The 15,338-nt window shown below is 63.9% G+C and carries 15 protein-coding genes and 2 pseudogenes; 12 read left to right on the top strand and 5 right to left on the bottom strand.

Going from position 1 to position 15,338, the window contains the following annotated elements:
* Nucleotides 1–393: pseudogene (locus V5A38_RS11365) on the bottom strand (glycine cleavage system protein T); the annotation flags it as partial.
* Nucleotides 394–598: 205 nt separating this feature from the next.
* Between V5A38_RS11365 and V5A38_RS11360 the strand changes: the two are divergent.
* From V5A38_RS11360 to V5A38_RS11350, 3 genes are all read left to right on the top strand, one after another.
* Nucleotides 599–973: a translation initiation factor IF-5A gene (locus V5A38_RS11360; RefSeq protein ID WP_332325879.1), complete on the top strand. Its 375-nt coding sequence runs from the start codon at nucleotides 599–601 to the stop codon at nucleotides 971–973.
* Nucleotides 973–1,818: an arginase family protein gene (locus tag V5A38_RS11355; RefSeq protein WP_332325878.1), complete on the top strand. Its 846-nt coding sequence runs from the start codon at nucleotides 973–975 to the stop codon at nucleotides 1,816–1,818. The genes V5A38_RS11360 and V5A38_RS11355 overlap by 1 nt, the downstream gene beginning before the upstream one ends.
* 281 nt (nucleotides 1,819–2,099) lie before the next feature.
* Nucleotides 2,100–2,867, top strand: coding sequence for a Nif3-like dinuclear metal center hexameric protein (locus tag V5A38_RS11350; RefSeq protein ID WP_332325877.1), 768 nt, complete (start codon nucleotides 2,100–2,102; stop codon nucleotides 2,865–2,867).
* Between the two features lie 211 nt (nucleotides 2,868–3,078).
* Here V5A38_RS11350 and V5A38_RS11345 read toward each other — a convergent pair whose 3' ends face one another.
* A complete protein-coding gene (locus tag V5A38_RS11345) occupies nucleotides 3,079–3,249 on the bottom strand; it encodes a hypothetical protein (protein ID WP_332325876.1) in 171 nt (56 codons plus the stop codon).
* Between the two features lie 126 nt (nucleotides 3,250–3,375).
* Between V5A38_RS11345 and V5A38_RS11340 the strand changes: the two genes are divergently transcribed.
* Entirely contained in the window at nucleotides 3,376–4,554 is a 1,179-nt protein-coding gene (locus V5A38_RS11340) for a deoxyhypusine synthase (RefSeq protein ID WP_332325875.1), read from the top strand.
* A gap of 2 nt (nucleotides 4,555–4,556) precedes the next feature.
* On the opposite strand, the gene V5A38_RS11335 is transcribed toward V5A38_RS11340, so the two are convergent.
* Complete coding sequence (locus V5A38_RS11335) at nucleotides 4,557–5,009, bottom strand: NUDIX domain-containing protein (RefSeq protein WP_332325874.1); 453 nt, start codon at nucleotides 5,007–5,009, stop codon at nucleotides 4,557–4,559.
* 76 nt (nucleotides 5,010–5,085) lie between these two features.
* On the opposite strand from V5A38_RS11335, the gene V5A38_RS11330 reads away from it, so the two are divergent.
* A complete protein-coding gene (locus V5A38_RS11330; RefSeq protein WP_332325873.1) occupies nucleotides 5,086–5,931 on the top strand; it encodes a fructosamine kinase family protein in 846 nt (281 codons plus the stop codon).
* Nucleotides 5,932–6,168: 237 nt separating this feature from the next.
* On the opposite strand, the gene V5A38_RS11325 is transcribed toward V5A38_RS11330, so the two are convergent.
* On the bottom strand, nucleotides 6,169–8,235 hold the full coding sequence (locus V5A38_RS11325) for a S8 family serine peptidase (protein WP_332325872.1): 2,067 nt from the start codon (nucleotides 8,233–8,235) through the stop codon (nucleotides 6,169–6,171).
* 384 nt (nucleotides 8,236–8,619) lie between these two features.
* Here V5A38_RS11325 and V5A38_RS11320 point away from each other — a divergent pair, with 384 nt between their 5' ends.
* A complete protein-coding gene (locus tag V5A38_RS11320) occupies nucleotides 8,620–8,991 on the top strand; it encodes a hypothetical protein (protein WP_332325871.1) in 372 nt (123 codons plus the stop codon).
* 126 nt (nucleotides 8,992–9,117) lie between these two features.
* Here V5A38_RS11320 and V5A38_RS11315 read toward each other — a convergent pair whose 3' ends face one another.
* Nucleotides 9,118–9,987 carry a hypothetical protein gene (locus tag V5A38_RS11315; protein WP_332325870.1) on the bottom strand — a complete coding sequence of 290 codons (870 nt, stop codon included), beginning with the start codon at nucleotides 9,985–9,987 and terminating at the stop codon, nucleotides 9,118–9,120.
* A 380-nt stretch (nucleotides 9,988–10,367) separates the two neighbouring features.
* Here V5A38_RS11315 and V5A38_RS11310 point away from each other — a divergent pair.
* From V5A38_RS11310 to V5A38_RS11285, 6 genes and pseudogenes are all read left to right on the top strand, one after another.
* A pseudogene (locus V5A38_RS11310) lies at nucleotides 10,368–11,158 on the top strand (MarR family transcriptional regulator).
* A gap of 516 nt (nucleotides 11,159–11,674) precedes the next feature.
* Nucleotides 11,675–12,091 (top strand): hypothetical protein, encoded by a 417-nt coding sequence (locus tag V5A38_RS11305; protein WP_332325868.1) that lies wholly within the window; start codon nucleotides 11,675–11,677, stop codon nucleotides 12,089–12,091.
* Between the two features lie 24 nt (nucleotides 12,092–12,115).
* Nucleotides 12,116–12,304 (top strand): hypothetical protein, encoded by a 189-nt coding sequence (locus V5A38_RS11300; protein WP_332325867.1) that lies wholly within the window; start codon nucleotides 12,116–12,118, stop codon nucleotides 12,302–12,304.
* Between the two features lie 90 nt (nucleotides 12,305–12,394).
* On the top strand, nucleotides 12,395–13,207 hold the full coding sequence (gene heR, locus V5A38_RS11295) for a heliorhodopsin HeR (protein WP_332325866.1): 813 nt from the start codon (nucleotides 12,395–12,397) through the stop codon (nucleotides 13,205–13,207).
* Nucleotides 13,208–13,615: 408 nt separating this feature from the next.
* On the top strand, nucleotides 13,616–14,425 hold the full coding sequence (locus V5A38_RS11290) for a VOC family protein (protein ID WP_332325865.1): 810 nt from the start codon (nucleotides 13,616–13,618) through the stop codon (nucleotides 14,423–14,425).
* A 67-nt stretch (nucleotides 14,426–14,492) separates the two neighbouring features.
* Complete coding sequence (locus tag V5A38_RS11285) at nucleotides 14,493–15,299, top strand: hypothetical protein (protein ID WP_332325864.1); 807 nt, start codon at nucleotides 14,493–14,495, stop codon at nucleotides 15,297–15,299.
* The last annotated feature ends 39 nt before the right edge of the window (nucleotides 15,300–15,338 follow it).

The raw sequence follows: 15,338 nt of genomic DNA, 5'->3' as shown, positions 1-15,338 counted from the left end.
CGGGTCGTCGTCGCCCGACCCGCCTGCTCGGTCCGGGTCGTCGTCGCCCGACCCGCCTGCTCGGTCCGGGTCGTCACTGGGGAGCCGGTAGACGACAGTGTCGTCGAGGATGACGCCGTCATCGTCCGTGATACAGGCGTACTCTGAGTCGCCCGGGTCGAGCGCCGACACGTCGTTAGTCGTGAGTCGTTGCATCAGGCTGTCCGCGTCCGGACCTTCGACGTGAATCTCTCCCATGTGGGAGACGTCGAAGATGCCGGCGGCCTCGCGGACGGCGGCGTGTTCGGCCCGAATGGAGTCGAACTCCACGGGCATCTCCCAGCCGCCGAAGTCGGTGAACCCCGCGCCTCGGTCGTCGTGGACCGCAGCGAGCGGCGGTTGCCGTAGGGCCATGGGGGTGAGTGTAGGTGGAGGGAAGTAATGTCTTGTTATCCAGGCCAGTCGGACGGCGGTGCCCTCGTGGCTGCGACGGGACCGGAACGCTGGCGCCGCGGGTGGCGATTCGAGCTGCGTGATGTCGGGAAATGGCAGGTCGCTGGCGCGCTGCACGCCGAGCCGTTCCAAACGGTTTATACGACTAAGCCGGAAAGTCGAAGGTATGGCGAAAGAGCAGAAGCAGGTCCGTGAACTGCAGGAAGGAAGCTACGTGATGATGGAGGAGACGCCCTGCAAGATCAGGTCCTACAGTACTGCAAAGCCCGGGAAACACGGCAGTGCGAAGGCCCGTATCGAAGGGGCGGGGGTTTTCGACGACCAGAAGCGCAGCCTCTCCCAGCCGGTCGACGCGAAGGTCTGGGTCCCGATTGTCGAGCGGAAGGGTGGGCAGGTTATCAACGTCGACGAGGACGACGTCCAGGTGATGGACCTCGACACCTACGACACGTTCACGATGCGAAAACCAGCGGACGAGGACCTCAACGCGGACGACGAAATCGAGTTTCTCGAATACGAAGGCCGGCGAAAGATCGTCTGATGGCGTTCCCCGGCGCCGTCGCCGACCGGGAGGCCGCCGACTACGTGCTCGTCGGCGCGCCGCTCGATATTTCGACGACGTTCCAGCCGGGAACCCGATTCGGCCCCGAACGAGTCCGGCGCTTCGCGCGCACCTTCGACGACTACGACCGCCGCACTGACCTGTTCTTCTCGGAGCGCGGCGTCCACGACGCGGGCGACCTCCGTGCGTGGGACGACGCCTCAGGCTATCTCGACCACCTCGGCGGCACGCTCGCCGACGCCGCCCGTGACGACGCGGTCCCGATCACCCTCGGCGGCGAGCACACCGTCACCGCTGCGGGCGTCCGCGCGACGGACCCGGATGTGCTGGTAACGCTCGACGCCCATCTTGATTTGCGCGATGCGTACGACGACAACCCGTGGAGTCACGCTTCTGTTTGTCGCCGCGCGCTCGACGGCGACCCCGGGGAGGCGACGTTGTCGAGTGTGGACGGGACTGCGGACCGACTGGTGGTTCTCGGCGGACGGACGGGCTCACCCGAGGAGTGGGAGCGCGCCGAGGATTCGGACGTGACGGTGGTGCCGCCCGAAGACGTTGCTGCGTGGGAGCCCGAGTTTGCGGATGAGGATGTGTATCTCTCGATCGACATCGATGGGGCTGATCCGTCAGTCGCGCCCGGGACAGGGACGATGGAGCCATTCGGACTGTCGTCGCGGGAGATGCGGGACGTCGTTCGCCAGGTCGCGCCACATTCCGTGGGGTGTGATGCGGTCGAGGTGAACGATCGAGATGACGGCCAAGCGGCGGCGCTCGCGGGGAAGTTGGTTCGGGAGTTCGTTTATTCGCGTGAGTATTCGGAGTAGTTGGATACTCTGAGTTCGTTGTTTCTGTAGTTGCGCGGGAGACTGATTCAGAAACCGCGGCCGCATCCGCGACCGCGACCGGGACCGCGCTGGTGCTTGCACAATTGGACAGCCCCGCCTACCGCCCTGCGGCCGCAAGTGTCCAAGCCCACCCCGCGGTGACGTTCGTGGTACCGTTGCCCTCGGCGGTCACAACCCGTTTCAACCCTCTCCCATCCAAACCAAACAACCATCGAGAATCGGCCGGGAGCTACAAACCGGAGCCACCCCCACCGAAACCCATGCAACTCACAACCTTCGTCGATCGTCTCGACGCCGAACTCCGAACTGACGACTACGCCGGCGTCGACGCCAGCCCAAACGGTCTCCAAGTCGGTACCCGAGCCGGCGAGGTCGAGCACGTCGCTTTCGCCGTCGACGCCGCCGATGCGACAATCGACGCCGCCGTCGACGCGGACGCCGACGCCCTCGTCACCCACCACGGCCTCGTCTGGGGCGGGCTGGACCGCGTCACCGGTCGGGAGTACGAGCGCATCGCGCCGCTGGTCGAGAACGATATCGTGCTCTACGTCTCCCATCTCCCGCTCGATGGCCACCAGGAGCTGGGCAACGCCGCCGGTATCGGCGACCTCCTCTCACTCGAGAGCCGCGACCCGTTCGGCGAAGTCGGGCCTGAAACGATCGGCCAGGTCGGGGAGTGTGAGGAGCCGATCGCCCGCGAGGAGCTTAGAGCGACGCTGAACCAGGAGCTCGATACCGGCGGCCGTGAGATCCGGACACTGGAGTTCGGTCCCGACCGGGCCGAGCAGGTGGCCGTCATCACCGGCAGCGGGGTGGACTGGCTCGACGAAGCCGTCGCCGTCGACGCCGACACCTTCGTCACCGGCGAGGGGAAACAGCAGGTGTACCACGAGGCGAAGGAGGCCGGCATCAACGTCGTGCTGGCGGGCCACTACGCCACGGAGACGTTCGGTGTGCGCTCGCTGCAGGAACTTGTCGAGGAGTGGGGGCTGACGACGACGTACGTCGACCATCCGACCGGGCTTTGAGACCGCCGCTGTGGGCAGTTCGTCACCCCTCCAGTCCGTATCGACGCCGGTTGCGTTCGTTCCCGTAGCTGCGTCGGGACGGTCGCGAACCGCTCTCGCCTCATACTGATTACTGCGAGTCTTTACCACCGTGACCATCCGTGTCGGTGAGGGGAGCCCCAGAACCGGCGTCTTTCGACACCGTCGATGAACCTATTCGCAGTAATCACTATCAGTACCGGACGCTCCGGGCGAACGTGTACGGCACTGCGCGCCGCGAGTCGCTGGTGCCGTCTGCGGCCTCGGCGCCTCCGTCGTCACCGTCACCTTCGCGGACTGGCGGCGGTTGTTCCGCGGCAACGCCACTGGTGAAGACGATCGCACCGGATTCGGAGACGAGCACACCGCAGTCGGGGATGAGGGGGTCAACGCTGGCTCCGTAGATGCCGACCTCGCTACCGGCGAGTTCGGGTTCGATAGATGAGTGCGGACCGGGTTCTTCAAACCCTCACCGAACCCAGCGAGAGCCATGAGCGACGACGCCGGCCACGACGACCACGGTGGCGAACGCCACGACGATGAGCACGAAGGTGAACACGACGAGGACCACGAACCGGAGCGCACAGCGTTCCAGCACGACCCAATCGGGCACACGTCCGTCCACGCGGGGATGAGCGTCGGCGAACTCGTCTCGGAGTACGGCGAGGCGGGCATCGGTGCCACAGCCGTCCACGACGCCGCCGATATCTACGCCGAGATGCTCGCCGACGAGGAGTGTGCGGTGTTCCTCTCGCTCGCCGGCGCGATGGTGCCCGCGGGGATGCGCGAGGTCGTCGCCGGCCTCATCCGCGAAGGCCACGTCGACGCGCTGGTCACCACCGGCGCGAACCTCACCCACGACGCCATCGAGGCAATCGGCGGCAAACACCACCACGGGAGCGTCCACGGAGGCGGGCACGGCGGTGGGCACGACCATGGTGGGGAGGGCCCCGACGAGGAAGGCCGCGGCGGTCACGACGGCGACCACCACGACGAGGCCGACGCGCCTCACGGCGACGGCACCCGCGAGCACGACGAGCGCCTGCGCGACGAGGGTGTCGACCGCATCTACAACGTCTACCTCCCGCAGGAGCATTTCGCGCAGTTCGAGGAACACCTCCGCGACCACGTGTTTCCGCCCCTGGAGGAGGAAGGAATCGTCAGCATCGAGCGCTTCACCCGCGAGCTCGGGCGAGCCAACAACGTCGTGAACGCCGAGGAGGATATCGACGAGGACGCCGGCATCGCCGCCGCCGCCTTCGAGAACGATATCCCGGTCTACTGCCCTGCCGTCCAGGACTCCGTCCTGGGCCTGCAGGCGTGGGTCTACTCCCAGACCTCCGAGTTCTCGCTGGACGCGCTGGCGGATATGACCGGGCTGACCGACCTGGCGTTCGGCGCCGAGCGCGCCGGCTGCCTGCTGGTCGGCGGCGGCGTGCCGAAGAACTTCACGCTCCAGACGATGCTGGTGACGCCGGGCGCCTACGATTACGGCGTCCAGATCACGATGGATCCCGAGGCGACCGGCGGGCTCTCGGGCGCGACGCTGGACGAAGCGCGCTCGTGGGGGAAGTTCGAGAAGGACGCCCGAAACGCCACCATCGTCGGCGACGCCACGGTGTTCCTCCCGATGCTCGTCGCAGCGGCCCTGGAAAACCTCGAGAGCTGAGGCTACGCAGAAACGATCGAGAGCAACCCATCCGGATACAGCGGCGGTCCGTCGCCGTCGAACGCGTCGGCCGGTTTCCAGCAGACCCGGTACTCGTCACCGTTCGTCTCTGTCGCGACGAACTCCTCCTTCTCGTACACTGTCTCGTCGCTCGGCTCCACCGGGTAGCAGAAGGCGTACTCGTGACCCGCTGTCCCGTCGAAGGTGAAGTGATTCTCCAGCACGCCCAGGCGCTCACCAGCGGTGACGTCCCAGCCGAGTTCTTCGGCGAACTCCCGTTCGATGGCGTCAGATGCGGCTTCCCCGAACTGGATGCCCCCGCCCGGCGGTCGGTAGAACGTTTCGTCGGCCGTCCCGTCGTCGTACTCGAAGACGAGCAGGTCGTCGCCACGGGCCACGAGGCCGAGCGCGATCGGGCGGATGTCGCGCCACGACTCGTTCGAGGAGTCGGACATGGGGTCAGCACCAAGCGGCCAAACCGACAAAACGCTACCGGAGCGGCTTTCATTTCGGTTTCCCTCGACCCACGTAATGGACCGCAGTACCCGTGGCGCGGTCGAATCGTGGGCCGAGGCCAGCATCGTCGAGGTTGTGGAGCTCGACGGCGGCGAGGTCGGGACCGTCTATCGGGTCGACCTCGACGACGGACGGCGTGTCGTCGCCAAAACCGCCGAAACCGATCTGACTATCGAGGCGCGGATGCTCCGCCACCTCGACAGGGTGGGCGGGCTGGCGGTGCCGGACGTCCTTCACGCCGCGCCCGAACTGCTCGTGCTCGAGTATATCGAGGGAAGCTCCGATGTCACCCCCGAGGCCGAGCGCGACCTGGCCGATCAGCTCGCGGCGCTGCACAGCACCGGTGCCGAGGCGTTCGGGTTCCCGTTCGACACGCTCACCGGACGGTTCCGCCAGCCCAACCCCCGAACTCCCGACTGGCCGACCTTCTTCGGCGAGCACCGGCTGGGTCACGCGGCCACCTGCGCCCGCGAGGAGGAGGTACTCCCAGCCGACTGCGCCGGGCGCGTCGCCGCGGTCGTCGACGACCTGCCGGCGCTGCTCGATCACGACCCGGAACCGGCGCTGATCCACGGCGACGTCTGGCGGGAGAACGTCCTGACCGACGGTAAGTCGGTTCGGGCGTTCCTCGACCCGGCGTGTTACTATGCCGACCGGGAGGTCGAACTGGCGTACGTCGACTGGACCGACACCGGCGGCGACGCCTTTTTCGAGCGCTACCGGGAAACCGCTGGCATCGACGACGGGTTCGAGGAGCGCGCGGCGGTGTACCGGCTCTACCCGCTGCTGACACACGTCCGCCATTTCGGCGAGGAGTACGTCGACCCGCTCCGGGACTGTCTCGCGGACAGCGGTTACTGAGACCGGTTGTGGGGATTTTACAGCTGGCGGGAACGAATACGTGGTGAGGCAGCCGTGGTTCGAGGGGCCGATCGCGACCCCAGCGCTCCGCAGTTGGCTCGGCTCGCGGTCGCGATGTCAGTGTCAGTGAGCGCTTCGATTCGTTTACCGCGCGACCAGTCGGTCATGCCACAGCGGGAAACCGATGGTAGCTTGCCCCACCCGGACAGAAACTGGGAGACGGAAAGGCTTACACCATCAGATCGACTGGGAATCCGACCCGGAGGCGCCGTCGGTGTCGGTCGCCGTGACGACGATATCTGTCCCGTTGCTCTTGCTCCTGACCTCGTCGACACCCGAGGCCGAGGAGCCACTGACGTCGTTGGTCACCGAGTCCAGCGTGTTACCCGAGGAATCGAGCATCTCGACGACCACCGTGTCGAGGTTGCCGTCCTCGTCGCTGGCGCTCCAGTCGACCTCGTAGCGGTCCCACCTCGGGTTACTTCGGTCGGTCGTCCCGTCGATGCTCGCGGAGGGGGCGCTGTTGGTGCTTTCAGTTTCGCTGACGGTGGTCGAGTCTGAGCCGGTGTTGCCGTTGGAGTCCGTGACGGTCGCATCGACGGTGTAGCTGTTGCCGGAGCCGTCGTCGCCGGCGGCGACGAGCCTGTTGGTGCCGCTGGCGGTGTCGTCGGAGACGCTGACCGATGCAGTGTCTTCAGTCTCGCCGGCCGTGTCGTCGGTGAGTGTCAAGTCCACAGAGTCGAGGTCACCGTCGGAATCCGACACCGACCAATCGACGTCGAACTCGGCGTCGCCGTCGCTGGTCTCGACCTCTGAGGCCGAGAGGCTGTCGACCGTGGGCGCAATCTCGGTGTTGTCCGTCGTGACCGTGATCGACGAACTGCTCGTGTTGCCGGCGGAGTCGGTTGCGGTGGCCTCCAGCGTGTGGTCGCCGTCCGAGACGCCAGTTGTGTCCCAGGAGTCCTCGTAGTTGCCCGTCTCGGAGTTGTAGGTGGTCGACCGCTCGGAGCCGCCGTCGACGCTGTAGGTGACGTCCAGCGAGTCGTCGCTGTCCTCACTGTCGGAGGCGCTAATCTGCACCGTGATCGTCCCGCTGACCGTATCACCGTCGCTCGGGTTGACCCAGGAGACGCTCGGTGCCGAGTCCGTGCTACCGCCCATCGCGGCTTCGGCATCCAACAGGCCGTTCCCCTGCTCGTTCGAGGTGAGCCCGATGTCCTCGGCCGTGCTGTTGAGCTGGTCCCGAGCCTCCGTATTCGTGTAGCCGTTGTCCATCAACTGGGCGCCCGCACCGCTGACGTGCGGGCAGGACATCGACGTCCCGCTGTAGGTGTCGTATCCGCCGATGACCGTGGAGTAGATGCCCCCGCCGGGGGCGGCGAGTTCGACCTCCGATCCCGTCGAGGAGAAACTCGACAAGCTGTCGTCTTCGTCGGTGGAACTGACGGCAATGACCTCACTGTACGCTGCGGGATAGCCCACGCAGTCCGTGCAGGGACCGGAGTTGCCGGCCGACCCGACCAGCAACACGCCCTTGCCGTCCGCGTACTGACAGGCGTCCTTGACGGTGCTCGATCCCGACGAGGCGCCCAGACTCATCGACCCGACGTCCCAGCCCTGGTCGGCGGTGTACTCGATACCGGCTGCGACGTCCGAGAACGACCCGCTGCCGCTGTTGTCCAGCACCTTCACGGCGTGCAGCGTCGCCTCGGTGGAGACGCCGACGACGCCCTCGGAGTTGTCGACGGCGTCCGCGATGCCGGCACAGTGGGTGCCGTGGTTATCGTCGTCCGACCAGGGGTAGTTGCAGTTCGACCCTCTGCAATCGACGAACGCCTTGCCCGCGCCGACATTGGCCTGTAAATCCGGGTGGTCGTCATCGATGCCGGTGTCGATAATAGCGATATCTGCACCGCCCTCGCCGTCGGTGTTGTCTCCGCCCGTCTCGCCGTCGGCGTGGACCTTCTCGGCATCCACGCGGTCGACGCCCCACGGCAGCGTCTGGGCGAGCGCGTGCATCTCCCCATCCGCCTCGACGTACCTGACGTCGGACCGCTTCCGCAGGTTGTCGAGCGCCGCGTCCGGGAACTGCGCGGTGATCGTCTTCTTTCCGTCGTCCCATTCCAGAACACGGCGAACCGACCCTGCTTGTTGTCTCGCCGCCTGCTCTGCGGCGGGCGAACTCGTCCCGACGTTGTACCGGTCGGGCGTCTCTGCCGACACCTGTCCAGATAGCGCCAGCGCCCCCACCGAGCCAACTGCTGCTTGCAGGACGTCCCGACGTTGTATGTTAACTTGGTCCATAGGCTACTTACACAGTCGAACCATCATATAGCTTTTCCAGCGTGCTTAGCAGTTATTGGTGGATTTTTCCCTCTAGGTTCATTTGTATGAATAGACATACACAGAATAGAATGTCCTGAAGAGGGGCAAGAAGTCAGGTGGGTTCTTCTACTGTCTGCTGAATCTCGCCCGCTGAAGACGGATGCAGGGGTCGGGCATGCCTCAACTATCTGGTAACAAAGAGTTCAGTTCTACCACTCTGCAGAAGAAATCCATAATATTCTACATGCCGAAAACAGTGTATGGAATCATCGGTACCGGCCGCTAAGCGACCGAAGTCGTGTCAACAGGACCAAACTTCCCGACCCGACTGGCGGGGGAGAACCGCCGCGAGTCGTTGAACCCATGGCCTTCCCTGACCTCGCGGTCAACGCCATTTACACGGTCCTCTGTCTCGTTCCCGGATTCATAACGCTGCGAACAGTAACCTACGTCGCAGATATCGACCCGGAGCTGACGGAGTTCGAGAAATCGACCTGGAGCTTCGTCGCGAGTGGTGTCTCGCTGTCGCTGACGTACTTCCTGTACGTGGCGTGGATGAACGTCGTGAGCGGGGAGTTCGCGCTGATTCGCTCACTCGACATCACCTGGGTCGAACTCGTCGCGGCGTATCCATTGCTCCTGCTCGTGGCGGTCGCCCTCGGATACATCAGCGGGAAACTATTCGGTCAGCGGCTCGAAACGCCGACGATCACCTCCCCGGAGACGGAACGATAACGGCGGGAAGGGCTGTCGTCGGCGAATTCCACCGTGGCTCACTTCGCCAGCTCGCTGGGCACCGGTCGAACGACTCGCCGCCCGAATGATCTGAAGTCGTCTCAACCAATCGAGTCCCGAGCCTTCTCACTCGTCCCGCGTTCTGGCGTCCGCGTCGATGGTCTCGTCGGCGGTAGCGCGTTCGAAGCGTTCCGCGACGGCAGCCACGGCGGTGGCCTGCGCTTCGAGTTCGGTCGCGTTCAGGATGACCCCCTTCTGTTCGGTCCTGACCGTTCCGGGGTCGCCCGGGAGCCGGTCCTCGATCGCTGACTCCATCTTGCCGGTGACGAGTCCCGAGATCGTGCCCTCGGCGTCCGGGATGGCCTCGAGCAGGAGGTCTGCGGCGTTGCCGGCGTAGACCGTCTCCAGTGTTTCGGGTTTCTGGAGTGCGTCTCTGACGCGAGTTGTGAGAACGTCGCGGGCGAGAGCATCACTGCCGACGACCCCGATATCCCCGACGCTGGTCGTCTCCGGACCGAGGTTGACGTTCACCGACTGTCCAGAGAGCACGGCTCCGTCGCCGGGGCTCAGGACGAGGCCGTCGCCCGCGGTCGCGGAGAGTTCCGCTTCGACGACGGTGTAGGTGGTCTTGCTCGAACCCCCTTCGCCGCTGCTGCCGGTTCGTCGCTTGACCGTGCGGCCCCGGACCGGCCGGCCGTCCACCGTCCCTTCGAGCGTGGGCTTGCCGACAAGTCCCCGATTCGCTGGAGCGAGGTTCGCCCGTTTTCCGGCTCGCTTCCAGGTGCCTTTCTCAAGTTGGCTGATGACCATCCACCCGACGACGGCCAGCCCTGCCATCACGCCGAACATTTCGACCGGGCCGGTTATCGGGACCTCCGAGGCGGAGACGTACGGCTCCGCGTTCCCAGAGAAAACGAGCACCACGGCAGCGAAGGCGACTGTGGCCCACCCGAACATCGCGAACTGATAGAGCCGATATTTGCTAACGAGTGACATACGCGTACCGGCATAGATATGTGTCACTGAACTTGATTATGCGGGGATTTCGGAGCACATGTGTAAGGTTAGGCTCTCAGAAAGACGGGTGAGGGCCGGATTGGTGACAAGAGACGATAAATCTGACAAGAACGGTGGCGTTGCGACCCTGGTCAGTGTCGCCGTCACAGTGCAGGTTGTTTCAGAGTGATCTATCGCACGAAAGGTAGAGAACTGTCCGTCGAGTGGAGAGATATCGACCCGAGAGCGTCGACGTCAGCTCTCTGCATGAACCGGAACGACCTCTCTCCGGAGGCTCATGCAGTGTTCCGCCGGATCTGAACTGATTCATGTCTGAAAGGTCCGAATAGTTATCTCGCAAGTTTCCTTACCTGTCGACCATGTCATTAGATAGCACAGAGTACCGCGACAGGGAGTCGACGATCGACGATATCGCCTATCTCACCCGGTCTAACCATCGTGTCCAGACACTTATCGCGCTGACGGCCCGGCCCAGGAGTCGGTCCGAACTCTGCGAACTCACTGGTGTTTCTTCGTCGACGATTCGTCGGACGTTGAGTGAGTTCGAAGACCGGAACTGGATTCGCAAAGACGGCTACCAGTACGTCGGAACACGGCTCGGTGAGGCCGTCGTGTCCGGGATCGTGGAACTGATCGACCGGGTCGAAACCGAACGAAAGTTGCGCGATGTCTGGCACTGGCTGCCCGACGAAGTCATCGGGTTCACGATCGAGACCCGTTCGGAGAGTACTGTCACTGTCGCCGACTACGAGGCTCCCTATCGTCCGGTGAACCGATTCAAGTCCTTGCTCCAGGGAACCGACCGCTTCTGTTTCGCGGGGGTCGGCGTCGGCTTATACGAACCTTGGAAGGACGCGTTTCGCCAGCGGATCCTCGACGGAATGCAGGCCGAACTCATCGACTCGCCGAGCGTTGCGCTGAACTTTTCGACAGTGGCAATCTGAACGCGCTTCTCCACGACGACCTCCCGCCCTATGGGATCGGTATCTTCGACGACCGGATCGCTATTAGTGGCTCCAATCACGACAGCGGGGGCGTAGAGGCACTGATTGATACTGACGCACCGAACGCACGCGAATGGGCGGAATCGGTGTACGCGTCCTACAGATCCGAGGCCCGCCCACTCGAACCCGAACGCCTCTTGGAGTGATTCTCTGCGACCGGATGTGGTCAGGACAGGGTTTGTTGCAGCTTCGTCTCTCCCTATGGACCCAGGTTCACCGATCTGTACAAGTGTGCTGTCCGAGAGAAAAGTTTCTGCAGGCGGTGAGGAATCTTCACAGACTGCGAGAACGGCAGCTCCTGCCGAAACTGCACAACATAGCTACACTATTCTTCGCCTCGAACTGTCCCGTGATGGGTAGCGATACGTGAGTGACGGCCAGCAAACCAGCCACGGGGTACCCCTCGAAGCGCTCGAGGGATTGCACGACCACGCTGGATATCCCACGGATGTGAGCGGCTCGGTCGGAGCTCGGACCGATTCCGAACTGAGTCAGACCGCAGCCGGCAGCACGCACTCGAATGCCGTATCGTTGCCCAGAGCGACCACTCACCGCAAACGAGATCAGTACCAACGAGGTGTTCACGTATGGCAGAAGCTGGAACAGCCGAAATGGGCGGAGGCGTCGAATACAGTACCAATCTCCGGAGAGGTTCCGTGCTGATGACAATTGCCGGCGTCGCGTTCGTCGGCTACGGCGTCGCCTTCCTGGTGTTGAACTTCGTCGGAAGCGGATTCGAGATCGGTGTGAGTCAGCTCGGCGGGATGACTCCCGGAGATCTGCACCCGGCCGTCGCGTACTACATTAGCCACCTGCACGTCGCGACTGCGGCGTTCATCATCTCGACCGGCATCGCGGTTGCGAGTCTCTCCTGGTTCGGAGTGCGTCAGCGGCTGACGTGGGCGTGGGCGACCGCCATCGTCGCGGCGGTCGTCGGGTTGGCGCTCGCGTTGCCGATGCACTGGACCGGTGATGCGTTCGCTCACGACTGGCTGACGCATCTCGGCCCCATCTACCTGGCGACGCTCATCTTCGTCGTCGGCGCCGTTCTGGCGTACCAGGGCATGCAAGCGAGTTAGTCGTCGAAGATCACGACTCCATCTATGCCCCTCTCTGAACTGACGCTCCTGTTGCACGTTGGCCACGAGGTGACGTTCTCGGCCTATCTGTCTCGCGTTCTTTTCCACCTGGTGGCGTTCGGAGGTATCGCTCTCCTCGTCTACTCGCTCGTTCGGGTCCTCGACGATACCCAGTTCGTCGCTGGACGCGATAGCGACGAACCCGAGCGGTGAGACCGTCTCTGGAACAGGGAGAATCTCGCGAGTGACACCCCGTTCGAACCGGGAATCGGCTATACTCGGACGGTGGGTAAATCGACGAGTATGCTGTCTTCGCACAGTACGGCCTCAACCGATTCCACGCAGCATGAATCAGCACGAGATACCCGACTCCGACTGTGGAACAGCGTCATGGCTGTCCTCCACTTTCTGCAGGGGGTGGCGATGGTTCTCCTGGCCGAGAACGTTCTGTGGCCGGTAACTCGCACCAGATACACGTTCAACCCCGAAACTCAGTCGATCTACCCAGAGACAGTCTCGTCTGTCGACGCCAATCTCCCGCTTCTCGTCGCGGGATTTCTCTTCATTTCGGCGTTTGCACACACCGTTATCGCGACAGTCCGGTACGATCAGTACGTCGAGTATCTTGACAGGGGAATGAACCCGTACCGCTGGTACGAATACTCCGTGAGCGCCTCGCTGATGATCGTCGTCATCGGAATACTGGCCGGCGTATGGGACCTCGGGACGCTCGTGGGGCTGTTTGGACTCGTTGCGGTGATGAATCTTGCCGGACTCCTGATGGAACAACGGAACGAATCGACCGACAGGACGGACTGGACGCCCTACTGGGTGGGTGTCATCGCCGGTCTCGTGCCCTGGATTACCATCGCCGTCACGTTCGTCGGGTCAGTAACGGCCAGTGGTGGCGATTTCCCCGAGTTCGTCATCTACATCTACGTCTCGATTTTCGTCTTTTTCAACCTCTTTGCGCTGAACATGGTGCTCCAGTATCTGGAGGTGTCTCGGTGGAAAGACTACCTCTTCGGCGAGCGGATGTACATCCTGCTGAGTCTGGTGGCCAAATCCGCCCTCGCGTGGCAGGTGTACTTCGGCACGCTGAACTCTCCGGTCTGAGGGTCGAGAGCGGTGGGTGTCGGGGTCGGATCCGTTCACGCGGCCGGGAGGCTCAGCGGTGCTTTGCAGGAGTGGGTCGACTGCTGCTCTCTTTTGGGAGTTGCACGTGACCAGGGAACCCCGCTCGAAAACACGTGGCGCGATTTTGGCACCACCGTCACCGCATAATCGACGATGAAGCGGATGCATATCATGACGAAAACTTGAGAGTTACAGCTTTCTTTTCGGCGTAACAGCGCACATCGTCAAATAGCGCTACGAAGCGTTGAACCCGTGCTCCTCTCTTTCGGCTGGATCGCAATCGAGTCGTGCGGACCGAAGCCAGCGTTCGATGGCTACTCCGGGTGCGACCAGCGATGGTCAACGGCGAGCGAACGGTTATTGGTGGGGAGCCGAATGAGTGAGGCGATGCCAGCCATCGACCACGCCACACTGGCCGGGGACAACCTCACCAAGCTGGAACAGGTCGCGACCGACCTCGGGTTCGACCCCGTCTACGGCGGTGTCCACGCCAACCGCGAAACCGAGATGTCGCTCGTCGTCTTCCCGGATGGAAGCTACCTGGAGCTCATCGCGCCCCAAGCGGGGGGAAGCGAGCCAACGCGCTGGGCAGACCACCTTCGCTCCACCGGCAGCCCATGTGCGTGGGCGCTCCCGGCACCCGATATCGACGCGACGGCGCAGGCGGCTGCCGAAAACGGTGTCGAGGTGGATGGCCCCGTCGACGGCGGGCGTGAGCGGACGGACGGCACCGCGGTGCGCTGGCGGTTTGCCTTCCTCGGCCCCGGCGAGCCCGGAGCCGTCCTCCCGTTCCTCATCGACGACGAGACACCGCGGGAGTATCGCGTGCCGACTGATACCGTCACCGAGGCGGTCGGCGGGGTCGCCCGGACGCTCATCTGCGTCAGCGACGTCGACCCTGTCGTCGACCGGTTCGAGCGCGGACTGGGCGCGACTGTCGAGCGCACGCTCCAGGACGAGCGCCTCGAGGCGTCGGTGCATCTGCTCGACGGCGTCGCCGGCGCGCTACTGGTTCCGAAGTCCGGCCCGCTGCTGGACCGTCTCGACCGCTACGGTGACTGTGTGAGTGGCTTCCTCTTCGAGCGGGGAACCGGAACGCCGGCAGAGCGGGTCGGAACCTCCGACTGGGACGGTACGACTATCGAATGGCTCGGCCCGGAGGGAACGCCCCCTGGCCGGTTCGGCCTGGTGTCGTGATACGGAGCTGGCTAGCCGACCGAACAGAGGTTCCATTGCTTCCCAGCCCGTTCTCCCTCGGGAGAGCATGACCGTCGCACTTCTCGGCGTGGGCGCGGACTCAACCAACGCCTCGCCGACGCCGCCACTCTACCCCGACGGACGGTTCGAGTACATTCCGATTCCTGAGTCGCAGGGTCCGGAGGGAACCGTCGAAACGCGGACCTACGACAGCTCACCCCTTCGTTACCGGGACGCGCCGATGGCCGACTATCTGGACGCTATCGTGCCGGACCCCAACGAGGGGACGCAGTTCACGGGAGCGCAGTTGGCTGACTGGCCGCTCCATCACGACCCGAACTTCGAGGCACTGACCTACGGCGAAACCACGAGTCGGGGCTCCTACACCAAGATCCTGCGGACACTGGAGCCTGGAGACCTCGTGGCGTTCTACACCGGCTTGCGGAGCGACGCCGCCTACAGACACCGCTACATCATCGGCTACTTCACCGTTGCAGAACTCATCGACTTCCAGCGCGTAGAGCGCGACGGCCGCGAACTGAGTTTCAGTGATTTCCCGGCGCCGGAGCAGGACGCACTCATGCACGAGCACTGCGAGAACGCACACGCCAAACGGTTCGAAGCGACCGGCGAAATCGCCGCGAACGACGGTTTGGTCATCGTCGAGGGCACTGAACCGGGTGGCTTGCTGGACGAGGCGTTCCGTATCAGCCAGCATGGCGGCGGCGGACACCACTACTTGACCGACGAACTTCAGGAGACGTTCTCACCGGAACCGGGTGGGAACCCCGACCGGAACGCGCACCTCGGAGGAATCAAAACGGCGCACGTTCTGGATATCGCGCCGGCGGCGTTCCGCCAGCTCGTCGGGTGAACCTGGGACGTCCGGTGAGTCGCCGCGCTTTCAGCTTAT

Origin of the sequence: Halolamina sp. (assembly GCF_036626355.1) — an archaeon.
GTDB lineage: Archaea > Halobacteriota > Halobacteria > Halobacteriales > Haloferacaceae > Halolamina.
This window is presented reverse-complemented; position numbering and strand designations above follow the sequence as displayed.

What these genes read in the sequence shown, in the direction of transcription:
- V5A38_RS11300 (WP_332325867.1), top strand. Translation starts at nt 12,116, where the DNA reads ATGCCCCTCTCTGAACTGACGCTCCTGTTGCACGTTGGCCACGAGGTG.
- V5A38_RS11355 (WP_332325878.1), top strand. Translation starts at nt 973, where the DNA reads ATGGCGTTCCCCGGCGCCGTCGCCGACCGGGAGGCCGCCGACTACGTG.
- V5A38_RS11285 (WP_332325864.1), top strand. Translation starts at nt 14,493, where the DNA reads ATGACCGTCGCACTTCTCGGCGTGGGCGCGGACTCAACCAACGCCTCG.
- V5A38_RS11360 (WP_332325879.1), top strand. Translation starts at nt 599, where the DNA reads ATGGCGAAAGAGCAGAAGCAGGTCCGTGAACTGCAGGAAGGAAGCTAC.
- V5A38_RS11350 (WP_332325877.1), top strand. Translation starts at nt 2,100, where the DNA reads ATGCAACTCACAACCTTCGTCGATCGTCTCGACGCCGAACTCCGAACT.
- V5A38_RS11315 (WP_332325870.1), bottom strand. Translation starts at nt 9,987, where the DNA reads ATGTCACTCGTTAGCAAATATCGGCTCTATCAGTTCGCGATGTTCGGG.
- V5A38_RS11340 (WP_332325875.1), top strand. Translation starts at nt 3,376, where the DNA reads ATGAGCGACGACGCCGGCCACGACGACCACGGTGGCGAACGCCACGAC.
- V5A38_RS11320 (WP_332325871.1), top strand. Translation starts at nt 8,620, where the DNA reads ATGGCCTTCCCTGACCTCGCGGTCAACGCCATTTACACGGTCCTCTGT.
- V5A38_RS11290 (WP_332325865.1), top strand. Translation starts at nt 13,616, where the DNA reads ATGCCAGCCATCGACCACGCCACACTGGCCGGGGACAACCTCACCAAG.
- V5A38_RS11330 (WP_332325873.1), top strand. Translation starts at nt 5,086, where the DNA reads ATGGACCGCAGTACCCGTGGCGCGGTCGAATCGTGGGCCGAGGCCAGC.
- heR (WP_332325866.1), top strand. Translation starts at nt 12,395, where the DNA reads ATGCTGTCTTCGCACAGTACGGCCTCAACCGATTCCACGCAGCATGAA.
- V5A38_RS11335 (WP_332325874.1), bottom strand. Translation starts at nt 5,009, where the DNA reads ATGTCCGACTCCTCGAACGAGTCGTGGCGCGACATCCGCCCGATCGCG.
- V5A38_RS11325 (WP_332325872.1), bottom strand. Translation starts at nt 8,235, where the DNA reads ATGGACCAAGTTAACATACAACGTCGGGACGTCCTGCAAGCAGCAGTT.
- V5A38_RS11305 (WP_332325868.1), top strand. Translation starts at nt 11,675, where the DNA reads ATGACAATTGCCGGCGTCGCGTTCGTCGGCTACGGCGTCGCCTTCCTG.